Consider the following 18,870-nt stretch of genomic DNA (forward strand, 5'->3'; position numbering starts at 1 on the left):
GGTTGGCAAAAGATCGAGGGGCTAGATTGAAGGACTAGATCTAAGGGCTATACGTGATGCTCAGGATGTCATACGCTTGTTTGAATTTGCCTTGCAATACTACTAATAAGATTCAGGAGACCCGTGATGACTCAGACGCCCGCCTATCCGCATCTTTTCCGACCGCTGACCATTGGTCATTTGACGCTACCTAACCGTATCTTGATGGGCTCGATGCACACCAATTTGGAAGAGGCGCCGAATGGCTTTGAACGGCTAGCTGCCTTCTATGCCGAGCGGGCGCGGGAGGGGGTTAGCCTGATCGTCACGGGTGGTATCGCCCCCAATGCAGAAGGCGCGGTTTTTCAGGGGGCCAACGCGCTCGTTGACGAAGCGCAACTGCCGGAGCACCGCCAAGTGGTTAAGGCGGTGCACGCCGAAGGCGGCCACCTGTGTATGCAAATTCTGCATGCCGGACGCTACGCCTATTCGCCGGATCTCGTGGCACCTTCGGCGATACAGGCGCCGATCAATCCGTTTATGCCTCGGGCGCTAAGTAGCGACGAGGTGGAGCAGCAAATTGCCGACTACGTGCGCTGCGCGAGTCTGGCCCAGCAGGCAGGCTATGACGGCGTGGAGGTGATGGGATCTGAAGGCTATCTGATTAATCAGTTTATCTGCCAGCGCACCAATCAGCGCGACGACGAGTGGGGTGGGGCGTTTGAAAACCGCATGCGCTTCGCCGTGGAGATTGTGCGTCGTGTACGCGAGGCGGTAGGTGAACGTTTCGTGATTATTTTCCGCCTCTCGATGATTGATCTGGTCGAAGAGGGCAGTACCTGGGAAGAGGTGGTTACCCTTGGGCAAGCGATTGAAGCCGCTGGCGCTAATGTCATTAATACCGGCATCGGTTGGCACGAGGCGCGGGTACCCACAATTGTGACTAGCGTGCCTCGCGCGGCCTTTACCGAGGTGACAAAGCGCATCAAGTCGGCGCTCTCGATTCCGTTGATCACCACCAACCGCATCAACATGCCCGAAGTCGCTGAGCGGGTGCTGGCAGAGGGCCACGCCGACATGGTTTCCATGGCGCGGCCTTTTCTGGCTGATCCCGCCTGGGTGCGTAAAGCCCAGGAAGGCTTAGCAGACGAGATCAATACCTGCATTGCCTGTAACCAAGCCTGCCTGGATCACACCTTTGCTGGCAAGCTGACCTCCTGTTTGGTGAATCCTCGCGCCTGTCATGAAACCGAGCTGGTAATAGAGCCTGCGCAAACGAGTAAAAGAGTCGCGGTGGTTGGCGGCGGCCCGGCGGGGCTGGCAACGGCCGTCACGGCCGCTAGCCGGGGGCATAACGTTGTGCTGTTTGAGCAGCGCAGTGAGCTAGGCGGACAGTTTAACTACGCGCGGAGAATTCCCGGTAAGGAGGAGTTCAACGAAACCTTGCGCTACTACCGCGTAATGCTAGAGAAGTATTCGGTAGAGGTGCGCTTGAACAACACGGCAACCGCAGAAACGCTTGCCGATTTTGATGAAGTGGTGCTATCCACCGGCGTTCGACCCCGCGAACTAAGCCTGCCGGGCCACGACCATTCAAAGGTACTGAGCTATGCCGAGGCGATTGAGTCGCCCGAGCGGGTCGGGCGTAAGGTAGCCGTGATCGGCGCGGGGGGGATTGGTTTTGATGTCTCTGAGCTGCTGGCACACCAAGGGCACCCCGCGTTGGATATTGCTGACTGGTGCGACGAATGGGGCGTTGATTTAGCAGTGGGCGAACGCGGCGGTTTAAAAACACCGACACCGCCAGACGTTCCCCGCGAGATCGTGATGCTGCAGCGTAAAAGCTCCAAACCGGGTAAAAACCTGGGTAAAACCACGGGCTGGGTGCACCGCGCCTCGCTTAAAGCCCGTGGGGTCACCACGCTAACGGGCTGCGAGTACCTCAAAATCGACGACCAAGGGCTGCATATTCGCCGCGAGGGCGTTGACCAAGTGTTGGCGGTAGACAGCGTGGTGGTGTGCGCCGGGCAAGAGTCGGTGCGGGAGTTACTGGCGCCGCTGGAGCAGGCAAAAGTAGCGGTGCACATTATTGGCGGTGCCGATGAAGCCAGCGAACTGGATGCCAAACGAGCGATTGAGCAGGGCACACGTCTGGCCGCTATCCTTTAGATGGCCGGTAGCAGTAGGTGACGTTTACACGTTAATGGCGATAGACTGAATGTCCTGTTATTAAGGGATTTCTTGGCCTAGCTATTAAGCATAGCTAGGCATTAAAGGCGCTGGTGGCACCCAGCCTGCGCCGTAAGATCGCCAGATATAAGGATTACCGTCATGACCTCGGAGTGTAGCCCGCGTTTTTTAGCCAGTGATAACACCTCCGGTATTTGCCCGGAGGCGATGGAATATCTATTAGAAGCCAACCGCAGCGATGATTTGGCTTACGGTAACGATACCTGGACGGCCCGTGCCGCAGATCGCTTCCGCGAAATGTTTGACTATGACTGTGACGTCTTCTTCGTTTTCAACGGCACCGCTGCTAACTCACTGGCCCTTTCAGCGATGGGACGTAGCTACCACAGCGTTATTTGTCATGAGCTGGCGCATATCGAAACCGACGAGTGTGGTGGCCCGGAGTTCTTCTCCAACGGCGCGAAGCTGCTAACCTCACCCGGCGCCAATGGCAAGCTTACCCCGGAAGGTATCGAGGCGCTGGTCACCAAGCGCAGCGATATTCACTACCCCAAACCCAAAGTGGTCTCGCTGACCCAAGCGACCGAAGTGGGCACGCTTTATTCCCGCGAAGAGCTGATGGCGATTCGCGCCATTGCTGATAAACATGACCTGCGGTTGCATATGGACGGTGCTCGCTTTGCCAACGCCTGTGCAAGCCTAAATGCCACTCCCGCTGAACTGACCTGGCAGGTGGGTGTGGATGCGCTATGTTTTTCAGGCACCAAGAACGGCCTCGCGTTTGGTGAAGCGATCCTGTTTTTTAACCGTGAGTTAGCCGAAGATTTCTCCTACCGCTGCAAGCAAGCAGGCCAGCTGGCATCGAAAATGCGCTTTATCTCAGCGCCGTGGTTAGGGTTATTAGAAAGCGGCGCCTGGTTAACCAATGCCCAACACGCCAATGCCATGGCGAGTTACCTCTCAGAAGGCCTGCAGGCATTGCCGGGTGTCTCACTGATGTTCCCTACCCAGGCCAACAGCGTTTTCGTTGAATTGCCACTCCCGGCAATTGAAGCGTTGAAAGCTAAAGGCTGGACCTTCTATACTTTTATTGGCGCTGGCGGTGCCCGATTTGTATGTGCCTGGAACACCACCGTTGAATTACTTGATGAGTTATTAGCCGATATTCGTGCCGTGCTTGAGCGTTAAGCGCGAAAACAGCACCTCTTTTGCCGCTGTTTAGCACCTGCAATCTAGTTACGTCGCTGCCCTGGCAGCGGCGCAACTGCTCTAGTGCGCTCCCTTTCGTAGCCAGTTGCTTTATTTAACGCAACTAATCCTCTGAATAATTCTCTTAACTGTATCGCCGCTGCGTTGAAGGTTTTAGTCATCACTTTTTGCTAATGCTGACTACGCTAAAAAAAGCGACACCTCGTTTGGCACACCGTTGCGAAACACTTGGTTTGGCGGTGGCTGTCTGGGGTTAGGCCACAGGAGAATTCCATGAGTATCTTTGATCACGTTCAAGACCGATTTGCCCGCGTTCAGCAAGAAGACATGAGCCTTGAGGAGTACTTGGCGCTTTGTCGCCGTGACTCGAAAGTTTATGCCAGCGCCGCCGAGCGCATGCTGGAAGCCATAGGCGAGCCTGAAGTGATCGACACGGCGAAAGACCCGCGTCTGTCACGCATTTTTTCCAACAAAGTGATTCGCCGCTACCCTGCCTTTGCAGAGTTCCACGGTATGGAGGAGGCTATCGAGCAAATCGTTGCCTACTTCCGCCATGCTGCCCAAGGGCTTGAAGAGCGCAAGCAGATCCTCTACCTGCTGGGGCCAGTGGGTGGCGGTAAGTCATCACTGGCAGAGCGCTTGAAGTTACTGATGGAACGCATCCCGTTCTATGCCATTAAGGGCTCGCCAGTTTATGAGTCGCCACTTGGTTTATTCTCTCCCGAGGAGGATGGCGAGCTGTTAGAGAAAGAGTACGGTATTCCTCAGCGTTATCTGCGCAGCGTGATGTCGCCCTGGGCGGCGAAGCGGCTCAAAGAGTATGGCGGTGATATTTCCCAGTTTAGGGTGGTACGTTTGTACCCCTCACGGTTGAATCAAATTGCCATTTCGAAAACCGAGCCGGGCGATGAGAACAACCAGGATATCTCCTCGCTGGTGGGTAAGGTCGATATCCGCCAGTTGGAGCTTTACTCCCAGGACGACCCAGATGCCTACAGCTTCTCTGGTGGCTTATGCCGTGCCAACCAGGGGTTGATGGAGTTTGTGGAGATGTTCAAAGCGCCGATCAAGGTGCTGCATCCTCTGCTCACCGCGACGCAGGAGGGCAACTACAATCCCACCGAAGGCATGGGAGCAATACCCTTTGATGGGGTGATCCTGGCGCACTCTAACGAGTCTGAATGGCAGGCATTTCGCAACAATCGTAACAACGAGGCATTTCTTGACCGGGTCTATATCGTCAAAGTGCCTTATTGCCTGCGAGTCACCGAAGAGATCAAAATCTATCAAAAACTACTAGAGGATTCTTCACTAAATGCCGCGCCCTGCGCGCCGGATACGCTGCGCATGCTGGCGCAGTTTTCGGTGTTGTCACGGCTCAAGGCACCTGAAAACTCCAATATCTATTCCAAGATGCGCGTGTACGACGGTGAAAACCTGAAAGACACCGATCCGCGTGCCAAGTCGATTCAGGAGTATCGCGACGCGGCTGGCGTTGACGAAGGCATGCAAGGGCTCTCCACTCGTTTCGCCTTCAAGATTCTTTCTAAGGTATTCAACTTTGATAGCACCGAAGTGGCTGCCAACCCGGTGCATCTACTTTATGTGCTAGAGCAGGCATTGGAGCGTGAACAGCTGCCGTCGGAGGTGTTTGAACGCTACTTGGGCTTCATCAAAGAGTATATGGCGCCCCGCTACGTGGACTTTATTGGTAAGGAGATTCAAACCGCTTACCTCGAATCCTACAGCGAATATGGTCAAAATATTTTCGACCGCTACGTAACCTACGCTGATTTCTGGATACAGGATCAGGAATACCGTGATCATGAAACCGGCGAGCTGTTGAATCGCCAATCGCTGAACGAAGAGCTGGAGAAAATTGAGAAACCGGCGGGAATCTCCAACCCGAAAGACTTCCGCCATGAGGTGGTCAATTTTGTGCTGCGGGCACGGGCGCAAAATAACGGCATGAATCCGAGCTGGCAGTCGTATGAAAAGCTAAAAGGCGTTATCGAACACAAAATGTTCGCCAACACCGAAGAGCTACTGCCGGTGATTTCGTTCAATGCCAAGGCCTCCCGGTCAGACCAGAAGAAGCATGAAGACTTTGTGGCGCGGATGGTTGAGCGCGGCTACACCGAAAAACAGGTTCGATTACTGTCCGAGTGGTACCTGCGCGTGCGTAAGTCCCAGTAAGGGACGGATAGTTAAGGGCTGTTGTTAAAACAGTGCTTAAGAAAAGCGTCTAAGGAGGTCGTATGACCTACTTTATTGATCGAAGGCCTAACGCTAAACATAAAAGCGCGGTGAACCGTCAGCGCTTTTTAGAGCGCTATCGCAAGCATATCAAGCGTTCGGTTGAAGAGGCCGTTAATCGCCGCTCCATTACTGATATGGAGCGCGGTGAAAAAATATCTATTCCGGCGAAGGATATCTCTGAGCCAGTGTTTCAGCATGGCCCGGGCGGGGCACGCAATATCGTCTCGCCAGGCAACAAGGAGTTTGTAGCGGGCGACAAAATACGACGCCCTAGCGGGCAGGGCGGTGGCAGTGGTGCGGGGGAAGGCGGCGCCTCTAATCAGGGGGAAGGGGTGGATGAGTTCGCCTTCACCCTCAGCCGCGAGGAGTTTCTGGAGTTTGTGTTTGACGGGCTTGAGTTACCCCACTTGCAGCGCAAACCGTTGAAGTCGCTGGAAGAGGTCAAAATGGTGCGGGCGGGATTGTCTAAAGATGGCGTGCCTTCCCGGATCAGCATTACCCGTTCGATGCGCGAAGCCTACGCTCGGCGCATTGCCATGCGCGCGCCGATTAAACGGGCGCTTAAGGAAGCTCATGAGGCCCTGGAAGCCGAAGAGCGTAAAGACCCGGTATTGCGTAATCCGGCCCGTATTGCCGAGCTGAAAACTGAAATCGAACGCCTGGAAAAACGTATTGCTGGCGTGCCGTTCATTGATACCTATGACCTGCGCTACCACCAGTTAAGCGCCCAGCCGCAGCCTTCTAATCAAGCGGTCATGTTTTGTGTCATGGACGTTTCGGGGTCGATGACCCAGAACCATAAAGATATCGCTAAGCGCTTTTTCTTACTGTTGTACCTGTTTTTGGAGAAACACTACGAAAAAGTCGAACTGGTGTTTGTGCGTCACCACACCGCTGCTCGGGAAGTTAGCGAGGAGGAGTTTTTTTACTCACGCGAAACCGGCGGTACGATTGTTTCTAGTGCGCTGAATCTGGTCAATAAGATCATTGAAAAGCGTTATCCAGTAGGGCAGTGGAATTTATATGTGGCCCAAGCCTCCGATGGCGATAATTGGGATGACGACTCGAATATTTGCCGCGACTTGCTGATCAAACAGCTAATGCCACAGTTGCAATACTACGCTTACGTTGAGATTACGCCTCACGACCATCAATCGCTGTGGCATGAGTATGCAAGTGTGGTCAAAGAATTTCCCGAACGCTTTGCCATGCGGCAAATTATAGAGGCGGGCGATATTTATCCGGTCTTTCGCGAACTGTTCAAGCGTCGCTTAAGTCAGTCTTAGTGACCGTGTATAGAGGCTAGTGACCGTATGACCGTGTAATAGAGGAGTGGGCTATGAGTGCGACCCGCAAGCGCAAGCCGATTGCCACCGGCTCCGATTGGAACTTCAACCTGCTGGAGCGCTTCGATGCGGAGCTGGCAAGGCTCGCTGATGAGTATCGTCTGGATACTTATCCCAATCAGATAGAAGTGATCACCACGGAGCAAATGATGGATGCCTACGCCAGCGTGGGCATGCCGGTGGGCTACCACCACTGGTCATTCGGAAAGCAGTTTCTAGCCGTTGAAGGGGCTTACAAGCGTGGCCAGATGGGCCTGGCTTATGAGCTGGTCATTAACTCTGACCCTTGTATTGCCTACTTAATGGAAGAGAACACGCTGATGATGCAGGTGTTGGTGATGGCCCACGCCTGCTACGGTCATAACTCCTTTTTTAAAGGTAACTACCTGTTCCGTACTTGGACGGATGCCTCTTCTATTGTCGATTACTTGGTGTTTGCACGTAAGTATATCGCCCAGTGCGAAGAGCGCCACGGCGTGCAGGCTGTCGAGCAGCTGCTGGATGCTTGTCATGCGCTGCAAAACTACGGTGTTGACCGCTACAAGCGCCCCTCACCAATTTCTGCAGAAGAGGAAGCGAAGCGTCAGGATGAGCGGGAAGCCTATCTACAAACCCAGGTTAATATGCTCTGGAGAACCATTCCCGAACCGCCCACTGGGGAGTCTTCGCTGCCGGGAAGTTTGCACAATGCCAATGACGATGACCCGTTAGGCTTACATAGCGGCGGGCTTTATCCTTCAGAGCCGCAGGAAAACCTGCTCTATTTTATTGAGAAAAACGCCCCGTTGCTGGCGCCTTGGCAGCGTGAGATTGTGCGAATTGTGCGCAAGCTGGCGCAGTATTTTTATCCCCAGCGGCAAACGCAGGTGATGAATGAGGGCTGGGCGTGCTTCTGGCACTACACGTTAATGAATCGACTTTACGACGACGGCAATGTCGATGAAGGATTAATGCTGGAATTTTTGCAGTCTCACGCCGCTGTGATCAATCAGCCAGCCTTTGATAGCCCTCACTTCAGCGGGATTAACCCTTATGCGCTTGGTTTCGCGATTTTTATGGATATCAAGCGCATCTGCGAAAACCCTACCGACGAGGATCGTGAGTGGTTTCCAGATGTGGCGGGTACCCCGTGGCGGGAAACGGTGGAGTTTGCGATGCGCAACTTTAAGGACGAGTCGTTTATTCAGCAGTTTCTGTCGCCGAAGGTGATGCGGGACCATAAGCTGTTTTTAGTGGTGGATGATGATCAGTTAGAGGCCCTGGAAGTAGCGGCGATACATAACGAACAGGGCTATCGTCAGGTTCGTGAAGCGCTCGCAACGCAGTATGCGCTATCTGTTCGCGAGCCCAATATTCAAGTGGTCGAGGCGGCCATTCGTGGGGACCGCTCATTGACGCTTCATCATGTACAGGATAATCGCCGCCCGCTGGGGCGCAGCGTCTATCCGGTTATTCGCCATCTACAGCAGCTATGGGGTTTTCCGGTTCATCTGGTCTCAATGGAAGAGGGGCAAGTGACGCGGCGTTTTCACTGGCCGGTTGAAGATGACAACCATGCTTCTTAAACGCTTTTCTGCGTAAGCCAGCTTTTTAAAGTAGCCTTTAAAAAAAGACTACCCCGCGCAAAGCGCGGGGTAGTTATTAGTACAGCAGTAACCGCTCTAAACGGCAGCTGTTTAGGCTCGTGCAGTCCAAGACTGACACCAGCCCCCTGGCTCAACACTGTTCTCAGGAAACAGCTGGCAACCTTGTGTCTCTGCATTGAAGAACATGCAGTTATCGCAGCGCTCGCCCTCTTCATAAGCCGGGTGGTCGCTTGCTTCACTGGCGTCTTCGACGTAGTTAAGCGCTTGAGCGTTGCTTGAGGAAGGATCAAGACGCGGCAGCTCTTGAGCGAAAGCAGTCTTGGAAAGAATACCTGCACCCAGCGGAAGGGCAGCTAGCCCTAACATGCTGTTGCGCATGAAGTCACGACGGCTCTTATTAGCCATGATTTCTCCTTATCGTCACGGTCTGACGTTTGGTCACGGTTGTCGGGTGGTGATCCACCTCTATTAGTGCTCCGAATAAACTTATAAGTCGGAGTTCTCTTTTACATGCTAGCGGATGTGCAAAGCTTGTGCGAATGCCTTGCGATGTACAGCGACAATTGGTCACGCTGTTGCTGGGTGCTGCGCTCGCTTCCTAGTCGCTGCTATACTCTGCGCAGCTTAAAGACGACATTTTGTTGCCATTATTTTCTCTTGAGGGGCACGCTATGCAAAACGCAGTCATTTTAATCAATACCGATAAAGGCCAAGTGAAAGCCGTGGCCGAACGCTTAGCTGATGTAGAAGGCATTAGTGAAGTTTATTCTACCTGTGGCCGCTACGACTTGGTGGCGATTGCCCGTACTCGCGATTTTGAAAGCTTGGCTGAGCTGGTAACGGAGCGCTTAAATGCCGTAGAAGGTATCAGCGATACAGAAACCCTGAATGCTATGCAGGTGCACTCTCGCCACGATCTTGAAACGATGTTTTCACTAGGCTGGTAATTGGGACCGCTTTTATCGCCACGGTGGTAGTAGCTTTAAGCGAAATAAAACGATAGGCGCACGTCAGCGCTAACCAGGGAGTAAGAGTGTTGGGAACATCGCTTTCGAGCTGGCGTCGGCAGGGTCGACGCTTGGGTATTGCCGTACTGTTTGTTGCCGTTGGTACGGGGCTGTGGGAATTTCAAGAGCGACAGCATAAAGATGCTTATACGTGGATGGGAGTGCCTACCTGGGAGGAGTTTCGCCCTACTACAATTCACCGAGTACTGCGCAACGATGGCTATTTAGTTGGCTGGTCTGATGTGCGGGTTAATCCGCTATGGGTAAGCTATCAGATTGAAGCGGTAGACGATTCAAGCATTGGTTCCCGGCCAAATTTTCAAGCTGATTGGCGCACACTGTGGCCGGTAGGCACGGATAGCTACGCAGGCAGCGGTTACGATCGAGGCCATCTGGCGCCCAATTACGCAATTGCTGCCGTGCACGGGCGCAGCGCTCAAGTCGATACTTTTTTAATGAGTAATATGACCCCGCAACGCCCCCAGCTCAATCGGCAGCTGTGGCAGCGTTTAGAAGAAGTCGTTATGGATCACTTTGCGCCGCGCTTTGATCGTTTGCAGGTGATTACTGGGCCGGTATTTCCTGAACGCTTTATGGATAACGTGTTTAATCGGGTAGGTCTGGTTGAAGTGCCCGAAGCGTTTTATAAGATCATCGTCGCCCCGCACAATGAAGCGCCATTAGCGTTGGCGTTTATTATGCCGCAAGACGTACGTGGCAATGAGCCGCTGGATGATTACTTGGTAACCATTGACGATATAGAAGCACGCACTGGGCTTAACTTCTTCCCAGAGTTAACGACCGAAGTAGAGTCAGTGCTGGAGGGAGAGTTGCGTATACAGGGATGGGCACTTGAAGAAGTGGCACGACGCCCAGGGCGTTTTCAGTAAAGAGGAGGTGCTTTGAGAAAGGTACAGTGCTTGAGAAAGGTACGGTGCTTTAAGAAAAGCGAGTAAAACGGAGAGGATTAAAAGAGGAAAACAAATAATGATGCGGACTGGCCCATGTAACTCATGGTGCCCAGGAGAGGACTTGAACCTCCACGTCCATACGGACACTAGCACCTGAAGCTAGCGCGTCTACCAATTCCGCCACCTGGGCGCATCATCTAACGCTTAAATTATCTACTATCGTTTGTGCTCATATGGTGCCCAGGAGAGGACTTGAACCTCCACGTCCATACAGACACTAGCACCTGAAGCTAGCGCGTCTACCAATTCCGCCACCTGGGCGAACACAAACTTGTTGCTACTTACGTTGACTGGCTTATTGCCTTTACTTGCTTAGCACTGAACTGCGTATACAAAAAGATAGTATAAAAGCAGTTTGGTGCCCAGAAGAGGACTTGAACCTCCACGTCCATACGGACACTAGCACCTGAAGCTAGCGCGTCTACCAATTCCGCCATCTGGGCAAGTGGCGCGTATAATACCGGGGTGATGGTTAAATGCAAGACCCCTTATGCGCTTTTTATAAAGCTAATTGTATAAACAACGTCTAAGACGGTTGGGTGATTGAACGTGCAGCGCTATACTGCGCCTATGACTAAACAAAATCCTATTCATTTCAGCTTTTCAAACACTGAAATATCCAGCCCGCAACGCACTGCGTATGCGCTTTTTTTATGCCTCTCGCAAATGACGCCATTAAGGATGTTGCTCGTATGAAGTATTGGACGTTAAGTGATGATCCGCACGCCGAGCGCGAGGCGCATAAATATGGTAACCCAGCGCCGAGCCGGGAGTATTTGCTTGCTGCCTTAGAAACGTATGGCAAGCCGATTACCCATGAAAATATGAGCCGCCTGCTGGGTCTGGAAGACGAAGAGCTGATCGAAGCTGTCCGTCGCCGTTTGGCGGCGATGGAGCGCGATGGGCAAGTGCTGCGTGATCGTCGGGGCGCCTATGCGTTAATCGACAAGCTCGATCTGATCAAAGGCAAAGTGCTGGGGCACCGCGATGGATTTGGCTTCCTCTTGCGGGATGATGGCAAAAAGCCGGACTTGGTATTGCCGCCGCGCCAAATGCGACGTGTTTTTCACGGCGACCATGTGTTGGCACGCGTTAGCGGTCGTGATCGCCGTGGCCGTGATGAGGCGACGATTGCCGAAGTGATTGCACGTAACACCCAAACCATCGTTGGTGTTTACCGTAGCAATACCCCGGAGTTTGGCATTCTAATACCGGAAAATCCGCGCATTACTCAGGAAGTGATTATTCCGCATAGCGCCTGTGGTGGCGCTAAAGATGGCCAGGTGATCTCGGCCAAGATCGTTCAGCAGCCAGCCACCCGTGTACAGCCGGTAGGCGAGGTGATTGAAGTGCTGGGTGAGCGTATGGATCCCGGCATGGAAATTGATATTGCGATTCGCAGTTACGATATTCCTGCAGAGTTTCCGCCTGAAGTGCTCGACCAAATTTCTGGCATTTCAGCTGAAGTGCTGGAAGAAGACAAGCAGCACCGCGTTGACCTGCGTGATATACCGCTGGTTACCATCGACGATGAGTCTGCCAAAGACTTCGATGATGCGGTGTGCGCGTGGAAAACGAAATCCGGCAGTTGGAAACTGCTCGTCGCGATCGCGGACGTTTCCCACTATGTGCGTCCCGGCACGCCGTTGGATAATGAAGGCCGCACGCGGGGTAACTCGGTCTACTTCCCTGGTCAAGTGGTTCCCATGCTGCCGGAACTATTGTCCAACGGGCTCTGTTCGCTGAATCCCCACGTGGATCGTCTGGTGCTGGTGTGCGAGATGAATATTTCGCAAACCGGTGCGATTAGCCGCTACCGCTTCTACGAAGCCGTCATGAACTCTCACGCTCGCCTTACCTATAACAAGGTGGCGGCAATTCTTGATGAGAAGAGCGAAGAGGGCGAGGCGCTACGGACAGAGCACAGCGAGCTAGTAAAGCCGCTGAAGAATCTGGAAGAGCTTTACTACTTGTTGCGTGAAGCGCGCGCTGAACGTGGTGCGATCGATTTTGACACCACTGAAACGGCGATCATCTTTAATGATGAGCGTAAAATCGAGAAAATCGTTCCGCGTAGCCGAAACAACGCGCACAAATTAATTGAGGAGTGCATGTTGGCAGCCAACGTGGCGACTGCACGCTTCCTGGATAAGCATGACCTGCCGGCGCTTTACCGTATTCACGAACGGCCGACACCTGAGCGGCTTGATAAACTGCGCCTGTTCCTGAACGAGTTAGGTCTTGCAGTCGGCGGCGGCGACATGCCCACTCCGCAAGACTATCAGGCACTTCGTGAATCGATTGCCGACCGCCCTGACTTCGATATCATTCAGACGGTCATGCTGCGCTCAATGAATCAGGCGGTCTATTCTCCGCAAAACGAAGGTCACTTTGGGTTGGCCTACCAGGCCTACGCCCACTTTACCTCGCCGATCCGCCGCTATCCTGATCTGCTGGTGCACCGCGCTATTCGCTCGGTGATCCGCGGGCCGCGCCAGACCAATACGGTGCTGCGCGTTGAAGGATCTCCGGTTGAGCCGCCAAGTAAATGGTGCCCGTACACTTTCGAGCAGATGCTTGAGCTGGGTGAACACTGCTCAATGACTGAGCGTCGTGCCGACGAAGCCACCCGTGATGTCGAGAGCTGGCTGAAGTGCGAGTTTATGTCCGACAAACTGGGCGAAATGTTCGAAGGAACTATTGCTTCCGTCACTCAGTTCGGTCTGTTTGTGCGTCTGGATGAGTTCTTTGTGGAAGGCTTGGTGCATGTGACGTCGCTGCCTTCGGATTACTACCACTACGAAGCTGAGAAGCACCGCCTGAAAGGTGAGCGTACGGGTACGACCTACCGTTTGGGCGATGGTCTTACCGTTCAAGTGGCGCGGGTCGATATGGATGACCGCAAGATCGACTTCGGCCTGGGGGATGAAAAACCCCGCCCACGCCGCCAGCCGCGTAAGAAGCGCGGTGGGGAAGGGGGCGCTGGTGCCAAAACAAGTGGCGCTAAAGCCTCTGGTGACAAACCGTCCAGTAGCGAGAAGCCCACTACGCGTCGCGGCCCACGCCGCACACGGAACGGTCCACGCAAACCATCACCGAATAAGGGCTGAGCATGAAGTCAGCGTCTTCACGGAGGGGTCCCAAGACCCCTGATGGGCTAGATCAGGTATATGGGGTTCATGCACTGCAAAGCCTGCTAGACAGAGGTGAAGCGCCCCGAGAACTGTGGGTGCAGCAGGGGGCGGGAAGCCGCTTGAAAGAGTTGGTCGCCCACGCTCAGTCGCATGGCGCTCGTGTCAAAGAGCAGCCGCGCGATTTGCTTGACCAGCTAACCCAGGGAGCTGCCCACCAAGGGGTAGTCGCCTTTTGTCCGCCGCTAACTCCCGAGGGCGAAGAGTCGCTCTGGCTTAAGCTGCGTGCTTGGCCTTCGAATACACCGCCGCTGTTGCTGATTTTGGATGGCGTGACGGATGTGCATAACTTCGGTGCCTGCCTGCGCAGCGCGGATGCCGCCGGTGCGCATGGGGTGATCGTGGCGAAAGACAAGGCTGCACCGCTCAATGCCACCGTGCGTAAAGTCGCCTGTGGCGCCGCCGAGGTAGTGCCGGTTTATCAAGTAACGAATTTGGCGCGTACGCTTGCCAAGCTAAAAGATGCCGGTGTCTGGATAACCGGCACGGCAGGTGAGGCTGAGGCCAGTGTCTTTGATATTGACATGACTGGCCCTACTGCCCTGGTGATGGGGGCAGAAGGTAAAGGCATGCGGCGGTTAACTCGCGAGGCGTGCGATAACCTTGCCAAGTTGCCGATGGCAGGGGAGGTTTCTAGCCTCAATGTGTCAGTGGCTACCGGTATCTGCTTGTTTGAAGCTGTTCGCCAGCGCCAGCTTGCAAGTTAACCGCCGTACTACTAAGATATACGCGCCCGTTTGTCTGCAAGCGGGCGTTAGCTGTGAGAATTAGTAATTGAAACTGTTGTTGAAAACTGTCTTTGAAAACAGTTGTTGAAATAAAAGTTCTGTTTGATGCCCCGGAAGCCGTTTAATGCGGTGGCGGAGCACTTCAGTTAACTCCTTGCTTCCTTGTCGTCGTTTATTGCGTTTAGCGGTAGCACACAACGGAAGCTGTCAAACCGCAAGGAGATCCCATGCGTCATTACGAAATCGTGTTTATGGTCCACCCGGATCAAAGCGAGCAGGTGCCGGCTATGGTCGAGCGCTACACCAGCATCGTTACCGAAAACAGCGGCACTGTGCACCGTCTAGAAGATTGGGGCCGTCGTCACTTGGCTTACCCGATCAACAAGATCCACAAAGCCCACTACGTGCTGATGAACGTTGAATGTAGCGGCGAGACCCTCGACGAGATCGAGAACATCTTCCGTTACAACGACGCCATTATCCGCAGCCTGGTTGTTCGCTGCAAAGAAGCTGTTACTGAAGCTTCTCCGATGATGAAACCGGCAGAAGAAAAACGTCCGCGTCGCGAAGAAAAACCGCGCGCTGAAGAAGAAGAAACTGCCTGATTTTATTCACTGCACGTTTTAAGGAGCTAGTCCATGGCACGTTTTTTCCGTCGCCGTAAGTTTTGCCGCTTCACCGCTGAAGGCATCAAGCAGATCGATTACAAAGATCTGGACACGCTGAAGGCTTACATCACCGAAACCGGCAAGATCGTTCCAAGCCGTATTACCGGCACCAAAGCACGCTATCAGCGTCAGCTGGCGACCGCTATCAAGCGTTCGCGTTATCTGGCACTGCTGCCCTACTCCGATAGCCACCAGTAAGCGTTTAACGTGATGCTGGCACTAGCCCGATGGCTGATGCGGGGCACGCCTTACGCTGCAGGCGGGGCGGCCCTGGCAACGCTAGTGCCTTGGCTGTTCTGGTTAGGGGCAGCCATCTCAGCGTTGGTGACTCTACGCAAAGGTTTTGCACCTGCGCTGCCAGTCATTGTCGCTGCAGCACTGCCGGCTGGCTGGTGGTGGGCACAGGGAGACGTCATTCCGCTTGCTAGCATACTGCTGGTAACGCTGATGGCTGTTATCCTGCGCGAGAGGATGCGTTGGGGTGAAACGTTGATTGTGGGGACCTTGGTCGCCGCTGTCATGGTTCAGCTTGGCATCTTCAGCCCACCAGGCGGCACAGAGTTAATGCTTGAGCAGTTGCGGGAAGGTTCAGAAGAAGTGGACCGCATGCTCACGGAATTCGCCAATCAGGGCTACGATACCCAAACCATCGCCGCGCTAGTGGTGGGTGGGGTTACCGGGCTCGTCGTACTGTTGGCAGCAATAGTGTGTTTAGCGCTTGCGCGTAGCTGGCAAGCTGGGTTGTATAACCCAGGTGGCTTTCGCGAAGAGTTTCATGCATTACGCTTAACACCCAAAGAGCTGGCCGTATTGGTCGTCATTGGAGTGATAGGCATGCTGCTGGGCGCACACGCGCTGGCGATGCTTGGTTGGATTCCGCTGTTGGTAGCTGGCGTTGCGTTAGTGCATGGGTTTATTGGAATAAAGGGGATGAACGGGCTGTGGCTGGTAGCATTTTATGTGCTGCTGATCACGACCTGGCCCACGATTCTCATTGTGCTGCTGTTGGGGCTGATTGATACATTCGCGAACGTTCGCGCACGCCTTGCCCGCAGCAACTGACAAGAGGTTTACGAGATGGAAGTCATTCTGCTCGACAACATTGGTAAGCTGGGCGGCCTGGGTGACAAAGTCACCGTTAAGCCTGGTTATGGTCGTAACTACTTGGTGCCTTACGGCTTAGCCGTACCGGCCACCAAAGACAACATCGAAGCGTTTGAAGCACAGCGTGCTGAGCTCGAAGCGCAAGCAGCTGAGCGCAAGGCAGAAGCCGAAGCGCGCGCTGAGCAGTTGAACGACATCGAGCTGTCTTTGGTTTCCAAAGCAGGCGACGAAGGCAAGCTGTTCGGTTCTATTGGTCCGCGTGACCTGGCTGACGCCATTTCCTCTGCTGGCATCGATGTTGCCAAGAGCGAAGTGCGTATGCCGACAGGGCCGATTCGCCAAACTGGCGAATACGATATCGCTATTCACTTGCACGCTGAAGTGGATGCGGTTGTACGCGTAGTGGTAGTGGCAGAGTAATTAAGTACGAAGTAAGTACCGAGTAAGTATTAAGTGCTCGGTCGCTCACTGTACTAGCACGTACGCCTCAAAAGGCGCGGGGAAACCCGCGCCTTTTGTTATTTCTGACGCCTGTGCTGCAAGACGGTAGTGCTGGATAGTGTCATAAATCCGCCTGGGCTATTACGGTTTGGCGTTTTTCAGACAATGTCTAGATTGGCTGTGATGTCGGTGGTCGAACGTCCTCGCTCCGGCTAAGATACCTCTCTTCATTGGCTACGCTGTAGTGTTTAAAGGAGCTCGCTATGCAGGACCAGCCTTCTGCTGATAAAGAAACGGCAGCGCTAAAACTGCCGCCACACTCTCTGGAGGCGGAGCAGTCGGTATTAGGCGGGCTAATGCTGGATAACCAAGCCTGGGATAACGTCTCAGAACGCTTGGTGGCGGATGATTTCTATCGTTATGAGCACCGTTTAGTGTTCAACGTGATGATTCATCTGGCTGAATCCGGTCAGCCATTAGACGTGGTAACACTTTCCGAAGCGCTAGAAGCGCGTGATCATTTGGATACGGTCGGTGGGTTGGCGTTTTTGGCCGAGCTTGCGCGTAACACGCCCTCTGCCAGTAATATTCGCGCCTACGCCGATATCGTGCGTGAGCGGGCAACACTGCGTAAATTGATCCGTGCGGCTAACCAAATCGCCGATAGCGCTTTTTCCCCACAAGGGCGTCCGGCGGATGAGTTGCTCAATGAAGCGGAACGGTTAGTGTTCCAGATTGCCGAGGAGCGCCCTAAAACCGGCGGCCCTATCGGTATGAGCGATCTGCTGACCAAAGCCGTTGATCGCATTGATGAGCTGTTTAACCTGAAAGGTGAAATGACCGGGCTTTCCACCGGTTTCCGTGACCTGGACGAGATGACCACTGGTCTCCAGCCGTCGGATATGGTGGTGATTGCAGGTCGTCCCTCCATGGGTAAAACCACCTTCGCGATGAACCTAGTTGAGCATGCGGTTATTTCCAGCGACAAGCCGGTCATGGTGTTCTCTATGGAGATGCCCGCCGAGTCCCTGATGCTGAGGATGCTGTCATCGCTGGGTAGAATTGACCAAACCCGTGTACGTACCGGGCAGTTGGAAGATGAGGATTGGCCGCGCTTAACCTCCGCCGTCAACCTGCTCAAAGACAAACAGCTGTTTATTGATGATACCGCGGCCTTATCGCCTAATGAGATGCGCTCACGGTTGCGCCGGGTGGTGCGTGAGCATGGCAATATTGCACTGGTGATGATCGATTACCTTCAATTAATGCAGATCCCCGGCTTTAGCGAAAACCGCACCGGTGAAATTTCCGAGATTTCGCGCTCATTGAAGGGCTTGGCGAAAGAGTTTAATTGTCCAGTAGTGGCACTTTCCCAGTTGAACCGTTCGTTGGAGCAGCGTCCGAATAAACGGCCAGTCATGTCGGATTTGCGTGAGTCGGGCGCCATTGAGCAGGACGCGGACGTCATTGCCTTCGTTTATCGCGATGAAGTCTATAATCCAGATAACCCCGATAACCAAGGTATCGCGGAGTTAATTATTGGTAAGCAGCGTAACGGCCCGATCGGCACCGTTCACATGGCGTTTATCGGTAAATATACCCGCTTCGAGGATTTGGCCCCGGATAGCTACGGTCAAGCATTCGGCGACTAGGTTTTTACAGGCTGGTTTGGGAGGACCGGCTTCAAAGCCAGCTTTGTGATGAGTCACTTGAGGATGGGGAGCGAGCTCGTATAATGCCCCACCCATGATATGCAAATAAACGGGAGTAGCAAATGGCAGGTGGATTTCGGCGCGGTAATCGGCAGCGTCTTCCTAAGCTAGAAGGTCGCGGTGAGCTTGAAGCACTTGAGCGTGAAGGGCCTTTCAAAGAGTGGTTAGGTATGCCAGATCTTTATCGCTACCATTTGGTCGTGGAGGGAGAAAAGTACAGCTATCAAACCGAAGATGGAGAGCTGCCCGTTAAGGTGGGGGATAAGGTCGTGTTTCGCTACAAAGAGACCAAAGGCGGCAACTGGATTGACCGTAATTCACTTGGCAAAGCCATCGACCCTTCTGAATACCAGTAAAATAACGACTTCTTGACGCTTCGGTCAGGAACTCTCTTGCGCTATTGCCCTCGAATGCAGTTGAAAATTAGTGGTTAAGAAATCAGTTGTTGAATAACCCACTATTGTGAGTCTATCTTTTAA

16 protein-coding genes and 3 tRNA genes are annotated in these 18,870 nt (G+C 53.7%); 15 read left to right on the forward strand and 4 right to left on the reverse strand.

Annotated elements, in window-relative coordinates; translation table 11 throughout:
• Nucleotides 1-126: 126 nt before the first annotated feature.
• The 5 genes from V8L71_RS13835 (at nt 127) to V8L71_RS13855 (ending at nt 8,548) form a co-directional block, all read left to right on the forward strand.
• A complete protein-coding gene (locus V8L71_RS13835; RefSeq protein ID WP_336274475.1) occupies nt 127-2,148 on the forward strand; it encodes an FAD-dependent oxidoreductase in 2,022 nt (673 codons plus the stop codon).
• A gap of 162 nt (nt 2,149-2,310) precedes the next feature.
• The gene (locus tag V8L71_RS13840) at nt 2,311-3,357 is read left to right on the forward strand and encodes a threonine aldolase family protein (protein WP_008958970.1); all 1,047 of its coding nucleotides are present in this window, start codon (nt 2,311-2,313) and stop codon (nt 3,355-3,357) included.
• Nucleotides 3,358-3,651: 294 nt separating this feature from the next.
• Nucleotides 3,652-5,574, forward strand: a complete 1,923-nt coding sequence (locus tag V8L71_RS13845) for a PrkA family serine protein kinase (protein ID WP_035565019.1) — start codon at nt 3,652-3,654, stop codon at nt 5,572-5,574.
• Nucleotides 5,575-5,636: 62 nt separating this feature from the next.
• On the forward strand, nt 5,637-6,923 hold the full coding sequence (locus V8L71_RS13850) for a YeaH/YhbH family protein (RefSeq protein ID WP_101147802.1): 1,287 nt from the start codon (nt 5,637-5,639) through the stop codon (nt 6,921-6,923).
• A 53-nt stretch (nt 6,924-6,976) separates the two neighbouring features.
• On the forward strand, nt 6,977-8,548 hold the full coding sequence (locus tag V8L71_RS13855) for a SpoVR family protein (RefSeq protein ID WP_336274476.1): 1,572 nt from the start codon (nt 6,977-6,979) through the stop codon (nt 8,546-8,548).
• 111 nt (nt 8,549-8,659) lie between these two features.
• Here the strand turns inward: V8L71_RS13855 and V8L71_RS13860 are convergent, their stop codons facing one another.
• Nucleotides 8,660-8,974: a high-potential iron-sulfur protein gene (locus V8L71_RS13860; RefSeq protein WP_336274477.1), complete on the reverse strand. Its 315-nt coding sequence runs from the start codon at nt 8,972-8,974 to the stop codon at nt 8,660-8,662.
• 266 nt (nt 8,975-9,240) lie between these two features.
• Between V8L71_RS13860 and V8L71_RS13865 the strand changes: the two genes are divergently transcribed.
• Complete coding sequence (locus V8L71_RS13865; protein WP_008958975.1) at nt 9,241-9,516, forward strand: Lrp/AsnC family transcriptional regulator; 276 nt, start codon at nt 9,241-9,243, stop codon at nt 9,514-9,516.
• Nucleotides 9,517-9,605: 89 nt separating this feature from the next.
• Nucleotides 9,606-10,466: a DNA/RNA non-specific endonuclease gene (locus V8L71_RS13870; RefSeq protein WP_336274492.1), complete on the forward strand. Its 861-nt coding sequence runs from the start codon at nt 9,606-9,608 to the stop codon at nt 10,464-10,466.
• 124 nt (nt 10,467-10,590) lie between these two features.
• Here V8L71_RS13870 and V8L71_RS13875 read toward each other — a convergent pair.
• The 3 genes from V8L71_RS13875 to V8L71_RS13885 form a co-directional block, all read right to left on the reverse strand.
• Nucleotides 10,591-10,677: transfer RNA gene (locus tag V8L71_RS13875), tRNA-Leu, on the reverse strand.
• A 44-nt stretch (nt 10,678-10,721) separates the two neighbouring features.
• Nucleotides 10,722-10,808 (reverse strand) — tRNA-Leu (locus tag V8L71_RS13880).
• Nucleotides 10,809-10,903: 95 nt separating this feature from the next.
• Nucleotides 10,904-10,990: transfer RNA gene (locus tag V8L71_RS13885), tRNA-Leu, on the reverse strand.
• Between the two features lie 249 nt (nt 10,991-11,239).
• Here V8L71_RS13885 and rnr point away from each other — a divergent pair.
• From rnr to V8L71_RS13925, 8 genes are all read left to right on the forward strand, one after another.
• The gene (gene rnr, locus V8L71_RS13890; protein ID WP_336274478.1) at nt 11,240-13,657 is read left to right on the forward strand and encodes a ribonuclease R; all 2,418 of its coding nucleotides are present in this window, start codon (nt 11,240-11,242) and stop codon (nt 13,655-13,657) included.
• Nucleotides 13,658-13,659: 2 nt separating this feature from the next.
• On the forward strand, nt 13,660-14,445 hold the full coding sequence (rlmB, locus tag V8L71_RS13895; RefSeq protein WP_101147805.1) for a 23S rRNA (guanosine(2251)-2'-O)-methyltransferase RlmB: 786 nt from the start codon (nt 13,660-13,662) through the stop codon (nt 14,443-14,445).
• Nucleotides 14,446-14,693: 248 nt separating this feature from the next.
• The gene (gene rpsF / locus V8L71_RS13900) at nt 14,694-15,071 is read left to right on the forward strand and encodes a 30S ribosomal protein S6 (protein ID WP_007113338.1); all 378 of its coding nucleotides are present in this window, start codon (nt 14,694-14,696) and stop codon (nt 15,069-15,071) included.
• Between the two features lie 33 nt (nt 15,072-15,104).
• Nucleotides 15,105-15,332, forward strand: coding sequence for a 30S ribosomal protein S18 (gene rpsR / locus V8L71_RS13905; RefSeq protein ID WP_008958980.1), 228 nt, complete (start codon nt 15,105-15,107; stop codon nt 15,330-15,332).
• A gap of 12 nt (nt 15,333-15,344) precedes the next feature.
• On the forward strand, nt 15,345-16,196 hold the full coding sequence (locus V8L71_RS13910) for a hypothetical protein (RefSeq protein ID WP_336274493.1): 852 nt from the start codon (nt 15,345-15,347) through the stop codon (nt 16,194-16,196).
• Between the two features lie 15 nt (nt 16,197-16,211).
• Nucleotides 16,212-16,658 (forward strand): 50S ribosomal protein L9, encoded by a 447-nt coding sequence (gene rplI, locus V8L71_RS13915; protein WP_035584127.1) that lies wholly within the window; start codon nt 16,212-16,214, stop codon nt 16,656-16,658.
• A gap of 284 nt (nt 16,659-16,942) precedes the next feature.
• Nucleotides 16,943-18,331, forward strand: coding sequence for a replicative DNA helicase (gene dnaB / locus V8L71_RS13920; RefSeq protein ID WP_176302030.1), 1,389 nt, complete (start codon nt 16,943-16,945; stop codon nt 18,329-18,331).
• Nucleotides 18,332-18,453: 122 nt separating this feature from the next.
• Nucleotides 18,454-18,747 carry a hypothetical protein gene (locus V8L71_RS13925; protein WP_008958984.1) on the forward strand — a complete coding sequence of 98 codons (294 nt, stop codon included), beginning with the start codon at nt 18,454-18,456 and terminating at the stop codon, nt 18,745-18,747.
• Nucleotides 18,748-18,870 lie beyond the last annotated feature (123 nt).

Source organism: Vreelandella indica (assembly GCF_037070225.1).
In the GTDB taxonomy this organism is placed as follows: Bacteria; Pseudomonadota; Gammaproteobacteria; order Pseudomonadales; family Halomonadaceae; genus Vreelandella; species Vreelandella arctica.

Bases quoted from the DNA above. Each gene is read 5' to 3' on its own strand.
- V8L71_RS13845 (WP_035565019.1), top strand. From the start codon at position 3,652: ATGAGTATCTTTGATCACGTTCAAGACCGATTTGCCCGCGTTCAGCAA.
- rnr (WP_336274478.1), top strand. From the start codon at position 11,240: ATGAAGTATTGGACGTTAAGTGATGATCCGCACGCCGAGCGCGAGGCG.
- V8L71_RS13850 (WP_101147802.1), top strand. From the start codon at position 5,637: ATGACCTACTTTATTGATCGAAGGCCTAACGCTAAACATAAAAGCGCG.
- V8L71_RS13840 (WP_008958970.1), top strand. From the start codon at position 2,311: ATGACCTCGGAGTGTAGCCCGCGTTTTTTAGCCAGTGATAACACCTCC.
- rlmB (WP_101147805.1), top strand. From the start codon at position 13,660: ATGAAGTCAGCGTCTTCACGGAGGGGTCCCAAGACCCCTGATGGGCTA.
- rplI (WP_035584127.1), top strand. From the start codon at position 16,212: ATGGAAGTCATTCTGCTCGACAACATTGGTAAGCTGGGCGGCCTGGGT.
- rpsR (WP_008958980.1), top strand. From the start codon at position 15,105: ATGGCACGTTTTTTCCGTCGCCGTAAGTTTTGCCGCTTCACCGCTGAA.
- V8L71_RS13860 (WP_336274477.1), bottom strand. From the start codon at position 8,974: ATGGCTAATAAGAGCCGTCGTGACTTCATGCGCAACAGCATGTTAGGG.
- rpsF (WP_007113338.1), top strand. From the start codon at position 14,694: ATGCGTCATTACGAAATCGTGTTTATGGTCCACCCGGATCAAAGCGAG.
- V8L71_RS13835 (WP_336274475.1), top strand. From the start codon at position 127: ATGACTCAGACGCCCGCCTATCCGCATCTTTTCCGACCGCTGACCATT.
- V8L71_RS13925 (WP_008958984.1), top strand. From the start codon at position 18,454: ATGGCAGGTGGATTTCGGCGCGGTAATCGGCAGCGTCTTCCTAAGCTA.
- dnaB (WP_176302030.1), top strand. From the start codon at position 16,943: ATGCAGGACCAGCCTTCTGCTGATAAAGAAACGGCAGCGCTAAAACTG.
- V8L71_RS13910 (WP_336274493.1), top strand. From the start codon at position 15,345: ATGCTGGCACTAGCCCGATGGCTGATGCGGGGCACGCCTTACGCTGCA.
- V8L71_RS13855 (WP_336274476.1), top strand. From the start codon at position 6,977: ATGAGTGCGACCCGCAAGCGCAAGCCGATTGCCACCGGCTCCGATTGG.
- V8L71_RS13865 (WP_008958975.1), top strand. From the start codon at position 9,241: ATGCAAAACGCAGTCATTTTAATCAATACCGATAAAGGCCAAGTGAAA.